This window comes from Campylobacteraceae bacterium (genome assembly GCA_013215945.1).
Taxonomy (GTDB): Bacteria; Campylobacterota; Campylobacteria; order Campylobacterales; family Arcobacteraceae; genus NORP36.
Window position 1 is genome coordinate 12586 of the sequence record JABSOM010000013.1, and the last position, 22079, is coordinate 34664.

Here is a 22079-nt window from a genome sequence, read left to right on the forward strand (position 1 = left end):
ACACAACAAGGAAATGCAATGGCAACTTTAGTAAACGGAACAGTAAAATGGTTCAACAGTGAAAAAGGTTTTGGTTTTATAGAACCTGAAGATGGTGGAAAAGATTTATTTGTACATTTTAGACAAATTAACAGTAATGGTTATGATAGAGTTTCTTTAAACGATGGTCAGAAAGTTACTTTTGAAGTTGCTCAAGGTGAAAAAGGTCCTCAAGCGGAAAACGTTACAGGTCTTTAATATCTACCTCTAGAAGACAGTTTTTACTGTCTTCTTTTTTTACCTAACATACTCTTTTAATTCAACACCCACAGTCATCTTATAATAATGAAACTTTTTAATGAAATACCTATGTTCTCTCGCAGAATAACTGGTTTTAAAAAAATGTGTATCTTTTCCATCAAAACTAATTGATTGTATTTTTTCATAAATCTTATATAGTCTTTATGCCTACGTTTATTGAATAATTAAATTTTATAGTTCATTTGAGTAAGCCAAGTCTTAGGAAGAATATCTATTCCCTTACTAGCAATCAGCATCATAGTAAAAATCATAGCTCTAACACTAGAGTCTCCCCCTGCTTTTACATTCTGGATCATAAGATTCTCAAAATCATTGTCATACTTCTTAAGTAAATATATTGTACTTTGGAAAGCACCATCCGTAGCACAGGCAGATCCAAATTCATTAATAGCATCAATGGTATTATTAGAATTGTTTAATCCCTCTTGTACATAGCCTTGCAATCTTTTGGAATACTCTTTACTTATGTCCTCTATGCTATGAATAATAGAGTTTCCTTCTTTTATTTTCCAAAGTAGGCTTGCAAAAAAACTTGCAGCTTCTAATACTTCTTCATTATTATGCGTAGCTGCTACAAAAGAATGAACATTCTTTAAAAAAGTTTTTTCATTAGCACTTAAAAAAAGTAAAGGAGCAATTCTTGCCACTACAGATAAATCATGAGAATTTGAGCCCGAAGGAATAATCTTATTATTCTGTAGATTTTTAAGCGTATCACTACTTGCTCCATCAATATATCCTGTATAACTTTGCATAAATATTTGCCATCTATGCATATACTTTTTTATATCAAAGGACTTTTCATCTTTGATGTATTCATATAAACATACAACTTGGTCCCCATAATGTGTAAAATCACCTTTATTCTTACCTTCATGCCATTTAGCTAAAGGTTTATTTAACCCTTTCCAATCTAGTTTTGCATTTTCTATTTCACTAGGAGAATAAATCCAATGAGCACCCAGTGTAAAAGTATCAGCTAACAATGAGCCTAAAACAATATCTTTTAATTTATTTTTCATTTTTTATCCTTGTCTTATAATTTTTTGATGCCTTCAATTTCAATTGATATTTTTACTACATCACCAACAATCAATCCACCTGATTCTAATAACTTATTATACGTAAGCCCAAAATCTTTTCTGTTTATTTTACCTCTAAGTTCAAAAGCTGCTCGATAATTTCCCCAAGGATCTTTAGCATGTCCATTGTTTTCATAAACAAGTTTAATATTCTTTTTTACGCCTTTTATTGTTATATCCCCATAAACAAAATTATCTTCAAATTTTGTCAAAGTAAAATAAATCTTAGGAAACTTCTTTGTATCAAGCATATCTTCTGCTTTTAAATCTTTATCTCTGCCTTCATTATTTGTATAAATTGTATTGCTTAGTACCTCTCCACTTAGAGATTTTAATACTCCACTTTTCTCATCGTATTCAAAACTACCACTAAAGTTATCAAAGCTTCCTTTTGCACTTGATAACATTAAGTGTTTTACTTTAAAAGCAATATTTGAGTGTGATTTATCTACCTCATAATTTCCCGCACTTAATACTGAAACCAATAAAGAACTTGCTACTACTAATTTTTTAAAATTCATCTTTTTTCCTTTTTTATCTTTCTAGAAAGATATTTGTTCTGAAATAATAACAAGCTTTAACTTAAATATACCTTTCCAGAAAGATAGTTTGAATATTTAGAATTATTATTATATACTACAGCATGGATTTAGATGAAATAAACAACAGTATAATCAGACACAAAAACAAATCACCCCAGACCTATGATAAGGTCCTAGACGTTGCAATACCTTTTTATATAGCGCATAAAAAATTAACCGAAGAATTATGTATTATGCATGAATCAAAATATTCTATTAGTAATACGCAACTAGATGTTTTGTCTTCATTAAAACTTGTAGGCGATGAAAATTACATATTATCTCCCACAAAATTGTACTCTACTATGGTTTTCTCATCAGGAGGAATGACCAAAGTATTAAAAAAACTCGAAGAAAAAGAATATATAACAAGAGTAGATAATCAAAATGATAAAAGATCTAAACTGGTTCAATTAAGTAAAAAAGGTGAGATATTATTGAATAAAGCATTAAAAGATGTAGTGGATTTAGAAAAAGATTTTTTTTCACCCTTAGATGAAAAAGAACAAAAAACCTTAAAAGAACTAATTTATAAAGTACTAAAAGACAAATAAAGGGCCTAGCCCTTTATTCCCTTAGAAAGATCCCAATAATACATCATTAAGTTCTCGTTTTGGAACACAGTGTTCGTCTTTTTCATTTCTGTAATAGTTCGTATCGTCTTTAGGCACTACAATATTAAGTACTTCAGCTTCTTTTCCAATAGCAATAGCTAACATTGGTTTAAGATTCTTTCCTAAAGAAAATTCTTTTATACATAATTCTTTATCTAGTGATGCCATAGGACAAGCAGCATAACCTTTTATTTTAAGACCTAAGATAATAGTTTGTAAACTAATACCACAATCAACCATAGCAAAACCATCAATACTACTGTCATTAATTACAATAATAAAAGCAGAAGGTTGTTCTTCTTCTTTTTGATTCCAAAGAGATAGATGCGCTGCCCATTTAGCAGTAGTTGCGATTTTTTTAACCAAATCTTTGTTAGTAACAGTAACATATTTTAAGGGTTGCATATTTTTAGCACTTGATGTTACGCGTACCAAATCAATTATTTCTTCAAGTTCTTCTTTTTTTATTTCAATATTTGGTAAAAATCTTCGTGTACTTCTTGTGGTTTTAACTAAGTTTTTAAAATTATCGTAGGTCATTTACTATTCCTTTTTGTTTGAGCATAATAGCAAAAGATAGGTAGATATACTAGAAATTAATCGATCTCAACTCTATTTTTTCCATTTCTTTTAGCTTTATACAGTCTTTCATCAGCAATTTTTAATACTAATTCTTGTTCTTGACCTTCCATATAAGTAGATACTCCAGTACTAATAGTAAGAGGAATTTTAATATCAAAATCATTTTTTTCTATAACCTCACGAAAAGTTTCAGCCAATTTCAAAGCGCCAGAGAGATCAGTATTTGTAGCCAAAATAATAAATTCTTCTCCACCCCATCTTGCACAAATATCTGTACTTCTCGTGTATGTGTTCATTAAACTAGATATTTTTTTAATAACTTCGTCACCTTTAGCATGACCATACTTATCATTAACTGCTTTAAAATAATCAATGTCAATTAAAAGAATAGAAAAAAGTGTTTTATCTCTTTTATATTTTGACATTTCTTCTTCCATTCTATTTACTAAAAATCTTCTATTAAAAAGTCCACTTAAAACATCTATTTGAGATAACTTTTTATACAGTTTATTTTGTTTTAATATCTTTATTGTAAATATTATAATAAATAAAAATAGAAGTAAAAGAATAAAAATAATATATTCTTTTTTAATCAAATCTTTTTGAAGGTTTTTTATTTCTATAAATAAAAACTGAGTTTCGTTTCTTATATCGACTATTTTTTGCTGTTTATCATTTATCTTTTGTGTAAGGATTAACAGTATTTTTTTTTCAAAATTAATATTACTATTCGCATTTTTAAGAGTGACATCTTCTTTTTTCACTTCACTTATGAAAGTATTCTGTGCTTCTACTTTAGTGTTTTTTAAGGGAGATAGACCGTTTGTGTCTGAATAAGCCAAGTTCACAAAAGCAAAGAAAAATAAAATTAATTTCATTATGTTCCTATATTTATAAATATATTTTATTATCTATTTTTTAGTTAAAAAATCTTTTCTTAGGAAAGAAAAGACTGTTCTATGAATAAAACATTTATATTTTATCATTTAATCTTCTTTTTAGGGTTTCAAGTTATTTTAAATTTGGGACTATTATGGGACTCACTTTGGATACAATATGAAAAAATAATATTTACAAATGAAAGACAAATGAAAGAAAATAAACTTTTAATTTTAAAAAAATCTGCAATACTTATTGTAGATGATGATGAACAAATACTGCATAATTTAAAGCTTACATTATCTATTTTTTTTGATACAGTTCTTAGTGCTAAAAATGGAATAGAAGCTTTAAAAATTTATGAAGAGCATTCATCAATTGATGTAATAATTACAGATTATGTAATGCCTAAGATGTGTGGTTATCAATTGTGCAAAAAAATAAGAAGCATTGATAATGATATTGCAATTATTATGATGAGCAATTACTCAGAAAAAGAGAAACTATTAAAGTCCATTCCTTTAGGTTTAATTGATTATTTAATAAAACCAATAGAATATACAACCTTGTCTACTACTTTATTAAAAATAGCCAATAACATAAAAAGGAAGTCTTTAGATTCAGTATTCATTAATGATATAGAATACTCATTCCTACGTAAAGAAATAAAAAAAGGCGATACAATTATAAAACTTACTAAAAACGAAGCCTTAGTTTTAGAACTTTTAATTAATAATAAAACAAATATTACAACCGTAGATCAAATAAAATATACCTTGGATGCAGAACACAATAAAAGTGAGCAAGCAATAAAAAATTTATTTTATAGACTACGGTTAAAAATTGGTAAAAATATGATAATAAATAATAAAGCCTTAGGGTATAGTCTTTTATGTTCATAAGAAAACAATTTGTATAAAAAATTAATATTAACATTCCTTTTCTTTTCTTTAAATCTTTTTGCTACTAAAGTATTAGAAATCAACAAAGATTTTATAAAACATGACTCTTCTAATTATTTATACTTTATAGAAAATAATGACGCTTTAACTATAAATAATGTGTTAAACAGTGAGGATTTTAAACTTTCTAAAAAACATCATTTTACCTCCACAAAAAGTGCTTTTTGGACAAAGATTTCATTAAAAAACACTTCAAATTCAAAACAAGTTTTGTCCTTAACTAATATCCTTCCTGGTACAAACTACATTGATGTTTATGTTTTTAAAAAAAATAAAAAAGTTATTTTACATCATTTAGGAGATTTACAAGCACAAAATAAAAGAGAAGAAATCAGTAGGTTTTCTATGTTTAATCTCTCTTTAGATAAAAATGAAGAAGTAACTATCATTTCAAGAGTAAAAAACTACTATATCTACAATCTTGGATGGAAGATTCAACAAAGAAATGTTTATATATATAAAGAACTTCATTTTCTATTATATTTTGGTATTTTTGCAGGCATGCTTATATTATATAGTTTGTATAATTTTTTTGTTTTTAATATTAAAAGAAGTATTCCTTATTTGATTTTAAGTTTAAACGTATTTATTACTTTATTATACTTATCGGGAGTGAGTGGTATTTTATATCAAATGGACTTGGGATTAAACTTAGATTTGATTACTGCAATAACGTGGAATTCATCTATTTTTCTTTTAATAGGCTTGCTTTTATTACCTTATTATTTTTTTAATATAAAAAATACCTACCCCAAACTAAAATGGTACTTTAGGTTCAAAATACTTCTGGCTGCATCTATTATTATTTTACTACTCTATGCGCAGTTCTTTGATGAATCGTATTTTTATGTTTTTAGGGTAGTAGCATTCTCAGCTGTTTTTTCTTGTATTTCTTTGTTAATAACTGCAATATATATGTACTATAAAAAAGAGAAAGGTTCAAGATATTATTTAATTGGCCAAGGTTTATATTTAATATGTATTATTGTTTACACTTTAGTTATGAATGGTTTAGTTCCTTATTTTCTCTGGTTTAAGATGTTTTTCCCTCTTGGTATTATGTTAGATTTAATTTTCTTTTCTATTGCTTTGTACGATAGAACTCAAATAAAACACCTAGAAGATTTGCAAAATAAAGAATATTTATTAGAGCAGTCAAGGTTCAGTACCATTGGTCAAACCATTGCCCATGTGACGCATCAATGGAAACACCCTTTAACGCAGATAGGGACATCAACAACACTTATTCAAACAGTTTTAAATCATCAAAAAGAAAATGTAAATACGACATTAAAAGAACAATTGCCTTTAATCCAAAATAATATACATCATATGAGTAAAACCTTGCACGAGCTTAGCAATTTTTATTCTAGCACCTTGCTTAATAACGATGCATTAATTCAAGAATGTATTCAAAATAGTATTAAGATGATTCAATCTAAAATTACATTAAAAAATGTCACAATAAATTTGATAATTAAAGATAAAGATATTCGTATTAATAATCATATCTTTTCAAATATACTTCTAAATCTTATTGATAATTCTTTAGATGAGTTTGATTCCAGTTTTAAAAAAAATACTATAGATATCACAAGCTATAAACAAGAAAATAAAATAATCATTCTTTATGAAGACAATGCAGGGGGAATTAAGATAAATCCTATTTCGTCTATCTTTGAATACAATATCAGCACTAAAAAGAATATTGAAAACTTTGGTATGGGTATGGTTATTGTCAGAATGTTAATTGAAGAAAAACTTTTTGGAAGTATAAAAATAAAAAACCATAAAGAAGGTGTTCAATTTAAAATCGTTCTTTAGAAGTAAGAAAAGGAATAAAAAATTCCCATTTTATTTTTACTTGACATTATAGAACAATAGTTCTATAATTACATAAATGGAGATATATATATGGCAAGACCTGTAGAATACGATTTAAATGATGTACTTGATAAAGCAATGAATATCTTTTGGGAAAAAGGATACGAGGCTGTATCAATGGCTGAATTGGTCGAATATACTGGAATGAACCGTAGAACTATGTATTCTTTGTTTAAAGATAAAGATGGTTTGTATAAAGACGCTTTAGAAAACTATTATGTAAAAATGTCCTCTCATCAATTGGGTGTATTAAAAGACAATGAAGGCAAAAAAGGAATTGTAATGTTCTTTGAACCTTTTTCTTTTTCTAAAGATTTTAAAGGTTGTTTATATACAAATACTATTGTTTCAAAACAGTTTGTAAATATTGAGTCTTTTGAAATGGTAAAAAAATTTTATCACGAAGTAAGACAACAATTAGAAAAAAACCTAGAACAAGCTATTAAGCTTGGTGAGTTTAAAGGCAATGCTTATGCTATGTCTTTGACCCTAATGACTATTCTTCAAGGTTTGAGTATCTATGGTAAATTGAATACATCAAAAGAAGACAGCGACGCTATAATAAAAAATATACTTGAGATGATCAGGTAATTTTTTTAAATAGTTATAGAACAGTCATTCTTTAATAATGATTATAAAAAAAGGAATAAAATGGAAAAGTATACAGTAGTAATAGAAGGTACATTTAATGACAATAAAATGCAATCAGAAGAATTTGCACAGTATTCAAAACGTTCAAGTGAAATTATCAAATCACATGGTGGGAGCGTTAATAATAAATTTATGATAGACGAAAATTTAGTTGAAGGGGATACACCTCATTTTATTATTCTGCTTGACTTCCCATCAAAAGATGCTGCAAAAAAAGCTTTTATGAGTGAAGAGTATTTATCTATTATCTATTTAAGAGATATTATATTTAAAGATGTGAAAATCTTATTGCCAAAATAGTTTTTAAGTCCAAACTTAAGAGTAAATACTTAAAAAAGAAAATAAATAAAAACATTACAATAAGTTCTAATAAAAAAACTCCTTGGGCAAAGATCCAAGGAGTCAAAACTTTAATCGCTTATACTTCTTCACTTATATGTCTAGAACTACCTGATACATTAATAGAACTGTTTGATACTTCTGAAAAACTAACAAAAAGTTGAGAAGGTTGTTTCATGTCAAAACCTTGTAAAATTTCAATCTTTCCTGATTTTTTAAAGCCTGTATCTCTTAAATATTCACCCAAAGCAATAGCTGCTGAACCTGTAGCTGGATCTTCAACTACTCCCCCATAAGCAAAAGCATTTCTTGAATGATAGAGATTTTCATTTTCTTCCCATAAAATATTAATAGTAACAATTTTTTCTTGTTCCATTAAAACTTTTATTGATTCAAAATCATATTGCATTTCTTGCAGTTTTGTTTTATCTTTTAGAAAGATAATTAAATGATTGTTCCCAGAAAAAGCAATTCGTATAGGATATTTTTCATTTAAATCTTTTTTGTTAAAAGAAAAACCATCAATGATTTTATTAATATATTCTTCATCTACATCTTTTGAATGTGTTTTCAAAGAAGAAATACTGGTATAGTTTTCACCCTCATTTTGACTTACTTCTATTTGAATACTTCCATCATTTAAAATTAGCTCATACCTTCCTAAACCAAATTTTTCACCAATAAAAGAACCACTGGCTATTGTTGCATGTCCACAAAAAGCTATTTCTGTTTCAGGAGAAAAATATCGTATTCGAAAAGACTCACCAACTTTGACTAAAAATGCTGTTTCTGAATAATTCACTTCTTTTGCAATAAGAAGCATTTCTTTTTCACTTAACATTTCATCACTAAAATGAACACCTGCTGGATTACCACCACTATTTTTATAAGAAAATGCTGCTATTCGTTCTACTTTCATAATTCTTCCTTTATTTAATACATTATAATCAAATCTCTAGAATAAACTAAACCCAGATTAAAATTTTGATTCTAATGTATTTCTTTTTTTATTTGAACATTATAGAGAATTCAAACTTTTTATTCTTTATCTTTAATTTCATTTTAATCAACCTATATTGCTATTATTGTAGTTTTTAATTGTTATTTGTTATAATATTTTATGAAAAAAGATACCAAACATGCAAGAGCGCAAATAATCAATGAAGCCTTAGGCTATATTTACAAATATATTGATACGAATATCACTTTAGATGAACTAGCACGCTTAAGTAGTGTAAGTAAATATCATTTTCACAGAATATTTAAAGAAGAAACAGGTGAAAAACTTTTTGAGCGAATCAGAGCCATACGTTTACAAAAAGCAGCTAACCTTCTTATCTCTAACAGATATTCAACTATCAGTGAAATTGCATTTATGTGCGGTTATAGTTCCCATTCTCCTTTTATAAAAGCCTTTAAAAAAAGATTTAACCTTACTCCAACACAATGGAAAAATGGGGGCTATCTAAATTATTCAAAAAAGAATTTAAATATAGATTCACAAATAAATAAGGATTTTTATACGCTTGACCCTCTAATAAAAGTAGGCAAAAAAAGAACGTGTGCATATATTAGACATAAAGGTTACGATATCTCAGTTAAAAAAACATGGCAGCGTTTAATGGCATTTGCTTATGAAAAAAAGCTTCAAAGCGCTGTTCAAGTCGGAGTATTTCATGATAATCCGGTTATTACCCCCTATAAAGACTGCCAATATATAGCTGCTTTTGAAGTAGATGATTCGTTTATTTCTACGAATTCTATAAGTAAAGTTGAAATAGAAGAGTCTTTATGTGCTGTTTTTCATTATAAAGGTGTGTATGGAGATGTAACCAAATTAATGGTCTACATCTATAATTTTTGGTTGCCCAATAGTGGTTATGAAGCCAAAACCCTACCGGCTTACGCAATTTATGAAAAAAATCATTTTTTAGATAATAATAAAGATTTTATTCTAGATTTTTATGTTCCGATTTCTGTCGTTTAGTTTTATTTATAAGTAGTTATTCATGCTTTCGGATAAGAAGAAGTGACAATATAAAGACTGTATCTGAATAAAACAAGTTTCCTTAGGACAAGGGAAACTCAATAGTAAACAAAGCACCTTTAAAATTACTTCCTTTATATTCGTAACTTATATTCTCTACACTTAAAGATCCTTCCATATGGCGTGTTATTATCTCTTGAGACATATATAAACCAATACCTGTTCCTTGGCTTTTATATTTTGTAGTAAAATAAGGTTCAAAAACTCTTTTGATAATTTTTTCATCTATTCCATTTGCATTGTCTTTAATTTTTATAATGACCTTATCTTCTTTTTTATAAATATCAATAAATATATATCGTTTAGTATTTTCACAATGCAACAAAGCATCTTTTGCATTATTCAATATATTTAATAAAACTTGTAATAGTCCTCGCTCTGAATTCATAATAGATATGTCTTCTATGTTTTCAATAATTTCAATTTTATAGTCTTTAAATTGAAAAGAAAGAAGTCCGTATATTTTTTTTATACTGTTTTTTAAAACAAACTCATTTTTTTCATTATCTGGCTTAAAAAAATCACTAAAATCATCAATGGTTTGAGATAAATGATGGCAAGAAGAAGTGATACTAGAAATAGCCTCTTCCAAGAATTTATCGCTTAAAAGATTCATCTCTTTATATACTTTAATACCGCTACTAGCTGTTGTAATGACAGACAAAGGTTGTCGCCATTGATGGGCAATATTTTCCATCATCTCTCCCATAGATGCAAGCTTAGATTTTTGGGATAATAAGTCATGTTGTTGTTTATTTTCTTCAATATGTTTTTTGATGCTGTCATTATATGATTTGAATTTTTGTTCAATTACTCTTGAAATATAAAAAGATAGAATCAGTAATATCAAGGTAAAGAGAGAGGTAACTTTAAGCAGACTGTTCAAATTCTCATTGTAGTTCTTTGTCAGAATTTCTTTTTCTTTATCAACTAAAATATTCATATCGTCTTCATAAAAACCTGTACTTATAGTCCATCCCCATCTAGGAATTGTTTTAAAATATATTATTTTTAAAGATGCGTTTGTGCTGTCTGGCTTAAAAAAACGCAAATCAAGATAACCCTCTTTTTTTGTGATAACCTTTTTTATTTTTTCAAGTGAAGTGCTATCATTCATATCTCTTAATACTTGTAAGGCATTTTTTCCTATTAAACCTTTGTTTATATGACTTAAATAATTATTGTTTTTGTCTGTAACAATAAAATAGCTGTTATTACCAAATTTAAGTTTTTCAACTTGTGAGAGTACTTTTTTTTGTATATCTTTAGAAAAATCTTCTACATATTCTCCTGTTCCTAAAAACCAATCCAGTTCGTAAATGTTTTTTACAAAACCAATCTTTTTGTATTCTCTTAAATCACCTTTTGTTTTTCTCCAATACCATTGCTGGTAGGATTCATCCTTATCTTTTAACAAAGAGATAGATTCTCTTAATACAAATGTACCTTTTGTATCTTTGTAATTTATCAGATTCTTACCTTCTAGTTTTGGAATAAGAGGGTGTATTATATTCGTAGCTTTTTTATCATAGACAAAAAAGTAGCCCCTGTTATTGTTAAATCGAATATCTTTTAATGTTGTTCTGATCATTAAGGTTAATTCTTTTTTTGTATGAGTATTTTGATATTCTTTGTAGATATTTTGTATGATAGTATGCGCTTCGTGAACTCGCCCTATAAGCGTTTTTTTTAGATTTTTTTCTGTATCTTTTTGTTCTTGAATTATATAGTCATAAAGATTCTCTATTTGCTCTTTGATTAATATTTTTTTTTGTTTAATGAACTCTTTTTCAGTATTTTTTTGAATGCTCTCAAAATCAGTTTTATTTTTATTATATAAAAATGTAGTGACAATAAGAGAAAATAATAAAACCAAAGAAGGTAATGCATATTTAATTACATTTAATAATTGTTGTTCGTTTTTATATTCCATTATTAATTATACATAAATACCATAGATTTTTATTATTTTTTAAAATCAAAACTTAAGACAGCTTGAAAAAAGTTCTCTCTTTAGTCTCTATCAACATCATTACTATATTTAAGTTTTGATAAATAAAGTTAGCAATTAGACACAGACCTTTTTCCATTTTTTATGTTAGACTTTACTATGAAAACAAAAATATATTCTTACACTTTAGTATTTTTACAATTTTTCCTTATCCTTATCCTCTTAAGCATAAATGAATCCATTTTTTCAAAACCCCTCTCTCTTGTTATTTTTATACTGGGGCTAAGTTTTGGTATTTATACACTTTTGTTTAATAAATTATCCAATTTTAATATCTCCCCTTTAATAAAAAAAGATGCGAATTTAATTACAAATGGAGCCTATAAATATATACGTCATCCCATGTATTTTTCTGTTTTATTAATGTTATTAGCTGTTGTTTTAAGAGAGATAAGTTCAGAAAATATTGTCTTATATCTATTCTTGATTGTAGTTCTTTTTTTAAAAGCTAAAAAAGAGGAAGATTTATGGATGAATGAAAATCCACAATACATGGAATATAGGAAAAAAACGAAGATGTTTATTCCCTTTATTTTGTAAATTTACGAATAGATATATTAAAGAGAAAGAGATTAAAGTCTCTCTCCTGATTCAGAACAATCATTACTTAAAACATTTTTTTATGAATTCTTTTATTTGATTATTTAGAAATAATTTTTCTAAACTACTTTTGATATTGTTTTTGCTTGAATATTTTCTTTTCCATCAAACTCTTTTTCATTCGCATTTGAGACAATTAAGGTCGATATTTCATTGGTCTGTTCTGCAATATCTTGTGTATTATTAGCAATAGAAACATTTTCTTGTGTTTGTTGGTCAAGTTCAGTTACTGCATCATTGATTTGCTCAATGCCTGAAAGCTGCTCTTTAGAAGAAAACTCTACATCTTTTATAAGTTCTAATGTCTTTGATATATTTTCATTCAATCCAAGATACCCAATGATCATAGAATCAGAAATAGTTTTTCCTTCATTTGCTTTTGCATTGGCATTTTCAACTAAATCTTTAATCTCTTTTGCAGCTTCTGAACTTCTACTTGCTAGGTTTCTAACTTCTTGAGCCACTACAGCAAAACCTTTTCCAGCCTCACCTGCAGTTGCGGCTTCTACGGCTGCATTAAGTGATAGAATATTTGTCTGAAAAGCAATTTGATCAATAACACCAATAGCATCATTAATCGCTGAAACTTGCATATTTATTTCATCCATAGCTTTCGTTGTTTTATTTGCAAGTTCTTCGCCTTCATTAGCAGAAACCGTTAATAAATTTGCATAAGAAGACATTTTTTCTATGTTTTGCGTATTTCCTCTGATATTTGAAGTCATTTCTTCTAAAGCAGCAGCGGTTTCTTCTAGTGCAGCTGCTGTTTCTGTTGAGTTCTTATTTAAGGTATTCACATTTTCAAGTAAAATTTCACTGCTATTATTTAGAGTTAACCCGTTTGCTTTGTTTTCCAGTAACATCTGTGTAATTAATTTTCCAACATTGTTTACTGCCATACAGACTTTTGCACTATCATTTTTAATTTTATGTCTAAAATCAAGCTTCTCAAATTTTTCCAGTACATATAAAATTTCATTGCTGTCATTTCCAATATTATTATTCAAACTCTCAATCATTTCGTTGAGATTATTTCTTAAGAGCTCAAGGGTTAAAGAAGACACTTTATTCTCTAATTTATGAGAAAGTTTACCATTTTTAATTTCTTCTACAAGGAAAGTAACTTCTTTTAAAAATTGATTATCATCTTCAATAATATTCTTTGTTTTAAGGATATTTTCATTAATTACTTTTGACATAAGTCCTAGTTCATCATTAGAATGATACTTTAAAAGTTCTACCTCTTTGTTTTCTTTGTTGATATACTTAAAAAAACCAAGTAAGCCAATTTGAAAATTATGCATTGAAACTTTAACTGAGCTAACAAGAAAGAATGATAAGACAAGAGCTAAAACAAGAGCAATACTTGAAATTATTTCTATGGTTCTTAAAATAGAGCGTTCATCTTTTTCTGCTTGAAGTGTAGAATGTTGAAGTAAATTTTCCATTTGATGCATAAGTTTTTGGATATTTTTATCCATTGAATCCAATTCTTCATGAAGTACTTCTTTTTCATGATCAATATTTTTCACCTTGCCACTTTCCAAATCATTTTCGAATTGTCCTAAGGTTTTTTTAAATGCGTTTTGTTCATGTTCTAGGACGTTTAATTCTTTTAGAAATAGTTTATAGGTATTTTTTGTTTTTACATCATTATTATGTTCAATTGCTTTTTCAACTAAATGTTCTGCTTCTTTAATAGTTTTATCTGTCTCTTTTTCAAGTAAAGATATCTTCTTTTCTATATCTTTGAATTTTTGACTGTGTACATCCTTGCTTTCAATAATCAATTCATACGTAAGAATTTCTTCTTCTAAAATATCTTTTTCTAACTCTGTAATAAGGGTATTAATTGGAATTTGGTACTCCGCTATTTCTTCTATTTCAGCACCAATTTTACTAAGCCCAAAATAGGCCGATGCAGATATAATACTCATACAAAGAATTAATATACTTACAACTCCCATAATTTTTGTTGTAAGTTTTAAATTTTTAAACATGTTCTTCCTTAACGTTTTTTTGAAGGTGGATTTTAACTTAAAAAGACACTTTTGCTCTTGATACCTATCAATAAAAATAATTTTATAAAATCATATATATGGCTCACATAAAGATACCTATGATAAAAATAATAAATTTATGAATAAAAAAGAAGGCGCAAAAATTTTAGTTTTACATGAGCTTTAAAGTTCAGCCAAAAAAATAGTGTAATAAAGAAAAGGGATGTTTGTTTAAAAAATGCTTTGTATGAATTTTGATTTGATTAAATAAAAAGAAGGAACTTTAGATATATTAAATTCACAATAGTAATATAGGCAGCAGTCTCCTTTATTTTCGAATTTAATTACAAATGGTGCGTATAAATATATACACCATCCCATGTATTTTTCTGTTTTATTAATGTTATTAGCTGTTGGTTTAAGAGATATAAGCTCAGAGAACATTGTCTTAATCTCTATTCTTGATTATAATTCTTTTTTTTTAAGCAAAAAAAGATGTTTATTCCCTTTATTTTATAAGTTTTATTCGTAATTGTTTTAAAGCGATGAACCTCTTTTATAAAAAATGGGGATTCATTCGAAGAGGCGTAATTTATAGTAGAAAACAATAAATCTACACTGAAAACAAAAGACTTAAAACTGGAAGGAAAATTAAGAGGTTTTATATTAAAATAAAATTTAAAAGGTAGTTGACCTTCATAAAAATATTGATGTTTAATAAACAGGCATCGACTCTCATAAGTATTTTAAGAGAATGTACTACTAAGTAGTAAGGAATTACATGAAAAAATTAATTAACGCATTACAAGTAGGCTCTGATAAACAGTGGGATTTTGCAGGAACACTTTTCGGCTTGATAGCTAGTGCTGCTATATTGAGCCAACTTGTAAGTGAATTTCAAAGAGAAAATGAAAGTAGCTTATCTTTTGCATTTGTATTTGGATTTTTATTAGTTTATGCATTTTGGTTTTTCTATGGTTTGAGGTTTAAGCGACCAGCTATAATTATTGCAAATTTCATTGCCCTTAGTTTACAACTGACTCTTTTAGTGGTTATTTTAATTTAATGATTATGAGCTCAAAATTCAAGCACTAAAATAGTAAAAATGAATTATTTATCAAGGCAAAATGAAACAGTAAAGATTTATTATTTAGGTTTTAGTCTTTAATGATAGAATTAAAACAGTTAATCATATCAAATTATGATATGATTATTGTAATTAATCGTATCATGGATAAACAATGAAAAACACAAATAAATGGATATGGCAAGATAAGAACTATCCAAATTTTTCTTATGATGAAAATAAACTGCAAAAAATATTACTTGATATAAAATATTATCAAGGTTTATTAAATGGTGTATATCAAAATATAAATAAAAAAGATTTAGCCCTTGCAAAACTTGAAGTCTTAACAACTGAAGCACTTGATACCTCTGCAATAGAAGGTGAGATTCTAAATCGTGCTTCTGTACGATCATCGATATCTAATAAACTAGGAATCCAAACAGACACTGCTGATAAATCAGATAAAAGAAGTGATGGATTAATAGATATTTTATTGGATGCAACAATAAATAATGAAAAAGAATTTACACTTGAACGCTTATTTGGTTGGCACAATGCATTATTCCCAGAAGGATATAATTCAATAACAAAAATAAATATTGCAACTTTTAGAGGAAATGAAGATATGCAAATAGTCTCAGGAGCTATTGGAAAAGAAAAAATACATTATATTGCACCGCCAAGAGATATTTTAAAAAAAGAAATGGAAGTTTTTTTAAAATGGTTAAATGATGATTCAAATACATCTCTAATAAAAGCTGCAATTGCACATCTATGGTTTGTAATTATTCATCCTTTAGATGATGGGAATGGAAGAATAACAAGAGCTATTACAGACATGATATTGGCTAAAGAATCAAAAGATACCAATAAAATGTATTCTGTTTCAAATGCTATTAAAAATGATAGAAAAAACTATTATGAGGTCTTAGAAAAAACAACTACAGGAAATACTGATATCACTCTTTGGTTAGAGTGGTTTTTAAATACCATTCTAACGTCATTAAAAAATTCTAAAGATAATATCTCTTATGTATTACAAAAAACAAAGTTTTGGGACAAACACAGAGAAACACTTTTAAATGAACGACAAATAAAAGTCTTAAATAAACTCTTAGATATAGGAGTCAATAATTACGAAGGTGGCATAAATACAAGAAAATATGCAGCTATTACAAAAATAAGTAAAATTACAGCAGCAAGAGATATTAAAGACTTAGTACAAAAAAAATGTTTACTTCAAAAAGAAGATACAGCAGGTAGAAATATTTCTTATTCTGTTTTTATAGATTAGCAATAAAACAAGTCACTAACTACTATTTATCAGAGGTTTTAATATGCTCTTATTTTTTAAAATAACTTAATAAAGGTGCCAGTCCTCTTTATTTCTAGTATATCATGCAGATACGACGATACTAAATTATTTGATATGTAAACACTAAATTATTGACTATTTTAAAAGCTCATACAAAGTAACCTTTGCGTTTTTTCTTTTTGTCTGCAAGCAGGATTTAGTCACTTCGTTTCGGCATCTTAATTGTCAGAAAAAGAAACATGTAATCCTACTTGTAGGTAAAAAGAAACAAGAGACGAAATGAGAAAGTCCTTAGGGTTCCTAAATATTTTTATTTGTTTGACTCGCCTGAGGAAACTACTCTTGTGCTTGCACTCTCTGTGAGAAAATGTGCTAAAGAGCACATTTCTTTAGCTCCTCCTTGATTTTTTCACAAAGGCTAGCTCCTATGTCTATATTTTCACTTTGAGGAAGAAGACTAGTTAGACCATTTTTTTTATGATACACGTTAATTGTAAACCTCTTGCCATTTTGATTCAAGTGATACGCTTTGGATGTAGTACCACTTGAGCTTTCAATAATTGCATATTTTTCTAGTGTTTCTTCAATCTTATCACTATCAATATTAATGTCTTTAAAGTTCATATTTCCCCTTATTTAAGGGGAGTATACTAAAAGCAATATAAAAAGCCATTTAAGTATACCTTCACTACTTTTTTTTAAAAATAAAGGAGACAGTTAAGAATGGCACCTTTAATTTATTTACTTAAAGAATTAAAATATAATCTACTTGTTTCAAAATGTACAAAACTAACTTACGACTTTTATTTTTAAAAGCTCATACAAAGTAACCTTTGCGCTTTTTGGTCTGCATGCAGAATTTAGTCATTGCATTCCAGCATCTTTTTGTCTGCAAGCAGGATTTAGTCACTTCGTTTCGGCATCTTAATTGTCAGAAAAAGAAAAAGTAAGGAGCGGATAGCTTTAGCTTTACATGAGCTCTAAAAACCAGCCATAAAAATAGTTCGTAAAATATAATATAGATTAAATAAAAGGGATGTTTGTTTAAAAAAGTATTTGTATGAATTTTGATTTTATTAAATAAAAAGAAGAAACTTTGGAGGGCCACCCTCTACAGTACTCTTAGCTTTAAATATCTATAAGTAGGTAGTTTAGTAAAATACTATTTAATCTAACCACCCAATTTACCACCCATTATTATAAAGTGTATGTCATTTGAATAGCTATTAATTTATATCAGTATATCTATAATCTTTATATTTGTAAGCTTATTTACAATTAAAAACGACTTTCTTATTTTCGAAAAGTAATACCATTTTTAAATTCTTTTGGACAAGGTAGAACATCACAACAAGATAAATCAATTTTAACACTAACCGTATCATTAATTTTAGCCGAGCATAAGTCTTTATTTTTTGATTGACCTCTAAACTCAACATTACTAATATTTAAAACTAATTTACATTCATTATTGTTTATTACTGTTGAATTTATAATTAATCCATCAAAGGTATCCGATTTTGATTTAGTTAATAAATTTGTTACACCCCATGAAAAACATTTCCCAAACGAAAAAGAAACAAGAATTAAAGAAAGAATAAGTATTTTTATCATTTTAGGCCTTTATGTAAATATACAATTATTTACTTAGCTGTTAAAGTCTTCCTATAATATTACCATTATTTACAATCCTTCATGTTAATAAACCTTTATCTTTTAAAAGCTGCAACCTTTTTAATCTTGCTCTCTTTTCAATACTAGGATGTATTAGATTCACAATAGTATAAGACAGTTCATTCGTAGACTTATCTATAATAATACTAAAAGCTGTATTCTCATTTTCAGATATATTTTCTAATTGCATTGTATCTTTGTCTAATAAATATACTCCTACCTCAGCAGGAGCTAAATTATAAAAATCTATTGTTTCTTCTAAATGAATCATATCAAACCCCTTCTGCTATATCTGCTAATTTATGATAACTTTCACTCGTCATACTTTCTATTACACTTAGAAGCTCTCCTATCTCTTCATAACATAGATTCTCTTTGAGATATGTAGTTTGTAAAGCCAAACGTATTGATTTAACAAGACAGTTAACTCTATGTATTCCTATTGCTTCTTTTCCTATTATACTTTCTAAGTCTGCTTTACCCATAATGTTTCCTTTATACTATTTGATAGTTAGTACCATTCGTTTTTAATGAAATGATAGTTTCAAGATTAATCATTCGATACCCCTTGTTTAACATGTCATATACAGTTACTAAACTGTTTTTATAACTTGCACCACTTTTTCCACCTTTAAGATTCTTTTGTACACCTAACCTTGCTATCATAGTTCTAAGGCTTCCATCTTTTTTAATAAAGGAACAAGAAAAAATCTTACCGTTCGTATCTCTTATTACTTCATCTGTTTTAAATCTTGATAGTTCCATAAGCACTCCTTTTAGTTTATTGCTTCTAAGTAATCATCAAATGCTAATTCAAAACTTCCTAACTGTTCCGCCATGTCTAAGATGTCATTTAAATCTTCTTTTGAGATTTGCTCTTGTATTTTTAAGAATGGTTTGTAAGTTGATATTTCCATCTAATTATCCTTAAATGATATTTTATGTAGTTATTTTAGCATTAAATGCAAATCATGTCAAGTCTTTAATTGCATTTAATGTTAATATTTATAAAATTAATTGCATTTAATGATAATAATTGATATAATTTAAAAAAGGAATGATATATGGAATATGAAACATTTAATAAAACTCTCAAAGAATACGGATTAAACTTAAAACAGTTCTCCGAATTATCAGGCTCAAAATATAGTACTTGTAGTAAATGGGGAAAAGATGGAAGACCTGTAAGTGATTGGGTAGAAAGTTGGTTAAAGCTATATATCAAAAGTAAAGATATGGATAAGATAATTGAAGCTGTGGTGCCTCATATAAAAAAATTAAATGAGTGAGTTTAAAGGGCAATGCTTTAAAGCCTCATTAAGTAAGTTTGTTGAGATTTTAGAAAATAAAATTCCAGCAATTTTAGTACATGCAAATATCAAAACTAATATGGGAACTATAGGTCACGCATGGATTGAATGTAACAATACTGTTGTTGATATGACCTTATCTGAAAATGATAGGCTAATTGATATAAACAAATACTATGATTCAATGGAAGTACTAAAAATAAAAAAATATTCTAAAATTGAAGTACAAGACTTATTGAAAAGATTTGGGAATAAAGTATATTGGGAAGATTGGCTAATATTTACTTCGAAATAATATACCAAATATTTTTGGTTTCATAATGTAACAATTTATTTTAAATTCATAAGAAGAGATCCTTTTCATATTTTTTCGCTTTAACCTCTATTAACCGAAACAAAATGATATTGCTTTATTAAAAAAATAGGTTAAAACGAAATAAAATGTATAACAATAAAATTAATATGTGCTATACAAAATTAACATTTCTCATTTGCATCTAATTCTTTATTCCCTTATACTTTATCAAAACACTAAAGGACTAATATGAATAAAGATACTGATACAGATACAGATACAGATTACCAACAACGTTTAGAAAAAGTAGAATATATAACAAAAGAATTAACTTCACTAAGAAAAAAAACATTAATCAGCTGCAAGGATAAATTCCCAGATTTAAAATATAAAACATATTCAGGATTGTGCTCAGGAATAAAAGCTAATAATGTAGATAAAAAAATCATTATGTTTACTAAAAAAAATATTGATTATATTAATCAAAAAAAAGAAGAAATTGTTTCTTTACAAGAAGAAGTTGTTGTGATACTTGATGAGATTAGTAAAGAATACAGAAAGAGAGTAACTAAACTTGATCCTTTAATAGATATTATTCCCAAAGATACATATCCAAAATTTAGTGACTGTGACATTTACCCTAAAAGACAATCATGTAATCATGGCTCTACAGAAAACAGTGATTGGGATAGATGTGAATTTATGAAATATGACAATTCAAAATCAATTTATGATTCTAATAGATGGGAATGTATTTATATATAAAAAGAGAATTTTGATTTAACATTAAAAGAAGTTGGATTATCAAAACAAGACTTTGCTAACTTAACAAGTGTTGCTTATAGTACTATTGGAAATTGGAACGATGAAAAAAAACCTATCCCTGGTTGGGTAGAATCTTGGTTAACGCTATATATTAAAAGTAAAGATATAGATATAGATAAAATTGTCGAAGCAGTGAAGCCTCATATTAATTAAGGTAATTAGTAAGCATAAAAATAGGCAGAGGGGTTAGTATCTGCCTACGGATGTTTTATCTATATAATTAAGATATGTATAGCTTTTCACTTAGTAGCTTATTGAGCCACTCTAGTTCTTCAACAGTAGTATCGTATAATTTTTTTAATTTTTTTTCCTCATCAAGATATGAAGGGGCAGTATTTGGTAATTTATTTATTTTATCCTGTGTATCAACTAAATAAGTAATACGGTCAGAAAAAGATTTAATTTTATCATGATACTCAATTTCAATGAATTGTCTTAAGCTAAGTATTTCTTCAGAGAATTTTGTTAAGTCATCTAAGTTCTTCTGGGTAGCATTAAATAATGGAGATGCATTATTTCTTGTCGATGTCTTACATAGTTCAACTTTTTTTAAATAAGGTAAAATTTTTGGATGTAAGTCTCTTTTCTTGTTTTCTTTTTCAATTCTATTTGTATTTAGGATGTATTTAATCATTGATGCAGTTGCAAGAAGTGCAGCAAGTCCAACTAAAATATCACTAATCGTAAAATTACATGTGCTTGTAGACGCTGTAGAACATATTGAAATATTTACTAAACCAATAGTTAGGGCTAATACCACTAATATCGATAGTATGACTAAAACTATATTAATAAAGATAGTAGAATCTTTTTCATATTTAATTAGGATCCCAACAATCACTCCCCCAAAAGAAAAAATAATTAAAGTGAATAGTAGTTCAATAAGTGATAATGTATACGACGGCATGCAAGTCCTTTTATTTAGTTATGAAACAATAACAAAATATCAATTAAACAGCAGTCAAAAGATTCCCCGACTTTTCGGGAGAACTTTTATATATTTAAAATATGACTCGCTAAAAGATGTGCTCAATTATGAGCGTATCTTTTACGACGAAT

Annotated in this window: 27 protein-coding genes and 1 pseudogene; 14 read left to right on the forward strand and 14 right to left on the reverse strand. The window is 27.3% G+C overall.

Features of this window, described 5'->3' with window-relative positions; genetic code table 11:
* Positions 1–18 precede the first annotated feature (18 nt).
* Positions 19–237 carry a cold shock domain-containing protein gene (locus tag HRT41_12745; GenBank protein NQY24893.1) on the forward strand — a complete coding sequence of 73 codons (219 nt, stop codon included), beginning with the start codon at positions 19–21 and terminating at the stop codon, positions 235–237.
* Between the two features lie 227 nt (positions 238–464).
* Here the strand turns inward: HRT41_12745 and HRT41_12750 are convergent, their stop codons facing one another.
* Together HRT41_12750 and HRT41_12755 are read right to left on the reverse strand one after the other, a co-directional pair.
* Positions 465–1322 carry an ADP-ribosylglycohydrolase family protein gene (locus tag HRT41_12750; GenBank protein ID NQY24894.1) on the reverse strand — a complete coding sequence of 286 codons (858 nt, stop codon included), beginning with the start codon at positions 1320–1322 and terminating at the stop codon, positions 465–467.
* 14 nt (positions 1323–1336) lie between these two features.
* Complete coding sequence (locus HRT41_12755; protein NQY24895.1) at positions 1337–1903, reverse strand: polyisoprenoid-binding protein; 567 nt, start codon at positions 1901–1903, stop codon at positions 1337–1339.
* 122 nt (positions 1904–2025) lie between these two features.
* Here HRT41_12755 and HRT41_12760 point away from each other — a divergent pair, with 122 nt between their 5' ends.
* Positions 2026–2517, forward strand: coding sequence for a MarR family transcriptional regulator (locus tag HRT41_12760; protein NQY24896.1), 492 nt, complete (start codon positions 2026–2028; stop codon positions 2515–2517).
* Positions 2518–2538: 21 nt separating this feature from the next.
* On the opposite strand, the gene HRT41_12765 is transcribed toward HRT41_12760, so the two are convergent.
* The gene (locus HRT41_12765) at positions 2539–3117 is read right to left on the reverse strand and encodes a nitroreductase family protein (GenBank protein ID NQY24897.1); all 579 of its coding nucleotides are present in this window, start codon (positions 3115–3117) and stop codon (positions 2539–2541) included.
* Positions 3118–3173: 56 nt separating this feature from the next.
* Complete coding sequence (locus HRT41_12770; protein ID NQY24898.1) at positions 3174–4037, reverse strand: GGDEF domain-containing protein; 864 nt, start codon at positions 4035–4037, stop codon at positions 3174–3176.
* An 81-nt stretch (positions 4038–4118) separates the two neighbouring features.
* Between HRT41_12770 and HRT41_12775 the strand changes: the two genes are divergently transcribed.
* The 4 genes from HRT41_12775 (at position 4119) to HRT41_12790 (ending at position 7835) form a co-directional block, all read left to right on the forward strand.
* A complete protein-coding gene (locus HRT41_12775; GenBank protein ID NQY24899.1) occupies positions 4119–4940 on the forward strand; it encodes a response regulator transcription factor in 822 nt (273 codons plus the stop codon).
* A 9-nt stretch (positions 4941–4949) separates the two neighbouring features.
* The gene (locus tag HRT41_12780) at positions 4950–6824 is read left to right on the forward strand and encodes a sensor histidine kinase (protein ID NQY24900.1); all 1875 of its coding nucleotides are present in this window, start codon (positions 4950–4952) and stop codon (positions 6822–6824) included.
* 90 nt (positions 6825–6914) lie between these two features.
* On the forward strand, positions 6915–7475 hold the full coding sequence (locus HRT41_12785) for a TetR/AcrR family transcriptional regulator (protein ID NQY24901.1): 561 nt from the start codon (positions 6915–6917) through the stop codon (positions 7473–7475).
* A 60-nt stretch (positions 7476–7535) separates the two neighbouring features.
* Entirely contained in the window at positions 7536–7835 is a 300-nt protein-coding gene (locus HRT41_12790; GenBank protein NQY24902.1) for a DUF1330 domain-containing protein, read from the forward strand.
* Between the two features lie 118 nt (positions 7836–7953).
* Here the strand turns inward: HRT41_12790 and HRT41_12795 are convergent, their stop codons facing one another.
* The gene (locus tag HRT41_12795; protein NQY24903.1) at positions 7954–8793 is read right to left on the reverse strand and encodes a PhzF family phenazine biosynthesis protein; all 840 of its coding nucleotides are present in this window, start codon (positions 8791–8793) and stop codon (positions 7954–7956) included.
* A gap of 201 nt (positions 8794–8994) precedes the next feature.
* Here HRT41_12795 and HRT41_12800 point away from each other — a divergent pair, with 201 nt between their 5' ends.
* Positions 8995–9861, forward strand: coding sequence for a GyrI-like domain-containing protein (locus HRT41_12800; GenBank protein NQY24904.1), 867 nt, complete (start codon positions 8995–8997; stop codon positions 9859–9861).
* An 82-nt stretch (positions 9862–9943) separates the two neighbouring features.
* On the opposite strand, the gene HRT41_12805 is transcribed toward HRT41_12800, so the two are convergent.
* Complete coding sequence (locus HRT41_12805) at positions 9944–11854, reverse strand: cache domain-containing protein (protein ID NQY24905.1); 1911 nt, start codon at positions 11852–11854, stop codon at positions 9944–9946.
* A gap of 177 nt (positions 11855–12031) precedes the next feature.
* Between HRT41_12805 and HRT41_12810 the strand changes: the two genes are divergently transcribed.
* On the forward strand, positions 12032–12472 hold the full coding sequence (locus HRT41_12810) for a DUF1295 domain-containing protein (GenBank protein NQY24906.1): 441 nt from the start codon (positions 12032–12034) through the stop codon (positions 12470–12472).
* 119 nt (positions 12473–12591) lie between these two features.
* Here the strand turns inward: HRT41_12810 and HRT41_12815 are convergent, their stop codons facing one another.
* Positions 12592–14532 (reverse strand): hypothetical protein, encoded by a 1941-nt coding sequence (locus HRT41_12815; GenBank protein NQY24907.1) that lies wholly within the window; start codon positions 14530–14532, stop codon positions 12592–12594.
* A 379-nt stretch (positions 14533–14911) separates the two neighbouring features.
* Between HRT41_12815 and HRT41_12820 the strand changes: the two genes are divergently transcribed.
* The 3 genes from HRT41_12820 (at position 14912) to HRT41_12830 (ending at position 16895) form a co-directional block, all read left to right on the forward strand.
* Entirely contained in the window at positions 14912–15064 is a 153-nt protein-coding gene (locus HRT41_12820; GenBank protein NQY24908.1) for a hypothetical protein, read from the forward strand.
* A gap of 249 nt (positions 15065–15313) precedes the next feature.
* Positions 15314–15598 (forward strand): hypothetical protein, encoded by a 285-nt coding sequence (locus tag HRT41_12825; GenBank protein NQY24909.1) that lies wholly within the window; start codon positions 15314–15316, stop codon positions 15596–15598.
* Positions 15599–15773: 175 nt separating this feature from the next.
* Positions 15774–16895 (forward strand): Fic family protein, encoded by a 1122-nt coding sequence (locus HRT41_12830; GenBank protein ID NQY24910.1) that lies wholly within the window; start codon positions 15774–15776, stop codon positions 16893–16895.
* 393 nt (positions 16896–17288) lie between these two features.
* Here HRT41_12830 and HRT41_12835 read toward each other — a convergent pair whose 3' ends face one another.
* The 6 genes from HRT41_12835 to HRT41_12860 form a co-directional block, all read right to left on the reverse strand.
* The gene (locus HRT41_12835) at positions 17289–17540 is read right to left on the reverse strand and encodes a hypothetical protein (GenBank protein NQY24911.1); all 252 of its coding nucleotides are present in this window, start codon (positions 17538–17540) and stop codon (positions 17289–17291) included.
* A 669-nt stretch (positions 17541–18209) separates the two neighbouring features.
* Entirely contained in the window at positions 18210–18530 is a 321-nt protein-coding gene (locus HRT41_12840) for a hypothetical protein (protein ID NQY24912.1), read from the reverse strand.
* A gap of 79 nt (positions 18531–18609) precedes the next feature.
* Entirely contained in the window at positions 18610–18861 is a 252-nt protein-coding gene (locus HRT41_12845) for a hypothetical protein (protein NQY24913.1), read from the reverse strand.
* A 1-nt stretch (position 18862) separates the two neighbouring features.
* Positions 18863–19075: a hypothetical protein gene (locus HRT41_12850; protein NQY24914.1), complete on the reverse strand. Its 213-nt coding sequence runs from the start codon at positions 19073–19075 to the stop codon at positions 18863–18865.
* Between the two features lie 10 nt (positions 19076–19085).
* The gene (locus HRT41_12855) at positions 19086–19355 is read right to left on the reverse strand and encodes a DUF2693 domain-containing protein (protein NQY24915.1); all 270 of its coding nucleotides are present in this window, start codon (positions 19353–19355) and stop codon (positions 19086–19088) included.
* A gap of 11 nt (positions 19356–19366) precedes the next feature.
* A complete protein-coding gene (locus tag HRT41_12860; protein NQY24916.1) occupies positions 19367–19507 on the reverse strand; it encodes a hypothetical protein in 141 nt (46 codons plus the stop codon).
* A gap of 147 nt (positions 19508–19654) precedes the next feature.
* Here HRT41_12860 and HRT41_12865 point away from each other — a divergent pair, with 147 nt between their 5' ends.
* The 3 genes and pseudogenes from HRT41_12865 to HRT41_12875 all read left to right on the forward strand — a co-directional run bounded on the left by HRT41_12865 (position 19655) and on the right by HRT41_12875 (position 21173).
* Entirely contained in the window at positions 19655–19879 is a 225-nt protein-coding gene (locus tag HRT41_12865; protein NQY24917.1) for an XRE family transcriptional regulator, read from the forward strand.
* Positions 19872–20195: a hypothetical protein gene (locus HRT41_12870; protein NQY24918.1), complete on the forward strand. Its 324-nt coding sequence runs from the start codon at positions 19872–19874 to the stop codon at positions 20193–20195. The genes HRT41_12865 and HRT41_12870 overlap by 8 nt, the downstream gene beginning before the upstream one ends.
* A gap of 759 nt (positions 20196–20954) precedes the next feature.
* Positions 20955–21173: pseudogene (locus HRT41_12875) on the forward strand (XRE family transcriptional regulator).
* Between the two features lie 67 nt (positions 21174–21240).
* On the opposite strand, the gene HRT41_12880 reads toward HRT41_12875, so the two are convergent.
* On the reverse strand, positions 21241–21927 hold the full coding sequence (locus HRT41_12880) for a hypothetical protein (protein ID NQY24919.1): 687 nt from the start codon (positions 21925–21927) through the stop codon (positions 21241–21243).
* Positions 21928–22079 lie beyond the last annotated feature (152 nt).

What these genes read in the sequence shown, in the direction of transcription:
- HRT41_12745 (NQY24893.1), top strand. Translation starts at nt 19, where the DNA reads ATGGCAACTTTAGTAAACGGAACAGTAAAATGGTTCAACAGTGAAAAA.
- HRT41_12750 (NQY24894.1), bottom strand. Translation starts at nt 1,322, where the DNA reads ATGAAAAATAAATTAAAAGATATTGTTTTAGGCTCATTGTTAGCTGAT.
- HRT41_12755 (NQY24895.1), bottom strand. Translation starts at nt 1,903, where the DNA reads ATGAATTTTAAAAAATTAGTAGTAGCAAGTTCTTTATTGGTTTCAGTA.
- HRT41_12760 (NQY24896.1), top strand. Translation starts at nt 2,026, where the DNA reads ATGGATTTAGATGAAATAAACAACAGTATAATCAGACACAAAAACAAA.
- HRT41_12765 (NQY24897.1), bottom strand. Translation starts at nt 3,117, where the DNA reads ATGACCTACGATAATTTTAAAAACTTAGTTAAAACCACAAGAAGTACA.
- HRT41_12770 (NQY24898.1), bottom strand. Translation starts at nt 4,037, where the DNA reads ATGAAATTAATTTTATTTTTCTTTGCTTTTGTGAACTTGGCTTATTCA.
- HRT41_12775 (NQY24899.1), top strand. Translation starts at nt 4,119, where the DNA reads ATGAATAAAACATTTATATTTTATCATTTAATCTTCTTTTTAGGGTTT.
- HRT41_12785 (NQY24901.1), top strand. Translation starts at nt 6,915, where the DNA reads ATGGCAAGACCTGTAGAATACGATTTAAATGATGTACTTGATAAAGCA.
- HRT41_12790 (NQY24902.1), top strand. Translation starts at nt 7,536, where the DNA reads ATGGAAAAGTATACAGTAGTAATAGAAGGTACATTTAATGACAATAAA.
- HRT41_12795 (NQY24903.1), bottom strand. Translation starts at nt 8,793, where the DNA reads ATGAAAGTAGAACGAATAGCAGCATTTTCTTATAAAAATAGTGGTGGT.
- HRT41_12800 (NQY24904.1), top strand. Translation starts at nt 8,995, where the DNA reads ATGAAAAAAGATACCAAACATGCAAGAGCGCAAATAATCAATGAAGCC.
- HRT41_12805 (NQY24905.1), bottom strand. Translation starts at nt 11,854, where the DNA reads ATGGAATATAAAAACGAACAACAATTATTAAATGTAATTAAATATGCA.
- HRT41_12810 (NQY24906.1), top strand. Translation starts at nt 12,032, where the DNA reads ATGAAAACAAAAATATATTCTTACACTTTAGTATTTTTACAATTTTTC.
- HRT41_12815 (NQY24907.1), bottom strand. Translation starts at nt 14,532, where the DNA reads ATGTTTAAAAATTTAAAACTTACAACAAAAATTATGGGAGTTGTAAGT.
- HRT41_12820 (NQY24908.1), top strand. Translation starts at nt 14,912, where the DNA reads ATGTATTTTTCTGTTTTATTAATGTTATTAGCTGTTGGTTTAAGAGAT.
- HRT41_12825 (NQY24909.1), top strand. Translation starts at nt 15,314, where the DNA reads ATGAAAAAATTAATTAACGCATTACAAGTAGGCTCTGATAAACAGTGG.
- HRT41_12830 (NQY24910.1), top strand. Translation starts at nt 15,774, where the DNA reads ATGAAAAACACAAATAAATGGATATGGCAAGATAAGAACTATCCAAAT.
- HRT41_12835 (NQY24911.1), bottom strand. Translation starts at nt 17,540, where the DNA reads ATGAACTTTAAAGACATTAATATTGATAGTGATAAGATTGAAGAAACA.
- HRT41_12840 (NQY24912.1), bottom strand. Translation starts at nt 18,530, where the DNA reads ATGATAAAAATACTTATTCTTTCTTTAATTCTTGTTTCTTTTTCGTTT.
- HRT41_12845 (NQY24913.1), bottom strand. Translation starts at nt 18,861, where the DNA reads ATGATTCATTTAGAAGAAACAATAGATTTTTATAATTTAGCTCCTGCT.
- HRT41_12850 (NQY24914.1), bottom strand. Translation starts at nt 19,075, where the DNA reads ATGGGTAAAGCAGACTTAGAAAGTATAATAGGAAAAGAAGCAATAGGA.
- HRT41_12855 (NQY24915.1), bottom strand. Translation starts at nt 19,355, where the DNA reads ATGGAACTATCAAGATTTAAAACAGATGAAGTAATAAGAGATACGAAC.
- HRT41_12860 (NQY24916.1), bottom strand. Translation starts at nt 19,507, where the DNA reads ATGGAAATATCAACTTACAAACCATTCTTAAAAATACAAGAGCAAATC.
- HRT41_12865 (NQY24917.1), top strand. Translation starts at nt 19,655, where the DNA reads ATGGAATATGAAACATTTAATAAAACTCTCAAAGAATACGGATTAAAC.
- HRT41_12870 (NQY24918.1), top strand. Translation starts at nt 19,872, where the DNA reads ATGAGTGAGTTTAAAGGGCAATGCTTTAAAGCCTCATTAAGTAAGTTT.
- HRT41_12880 (NQY24919.1), bottom strand. Translation starts at nt 21,927, where the DNA reads ATGCCGTCGTATACATTATCACTTATTGAACTACTATTCACTTTAATT.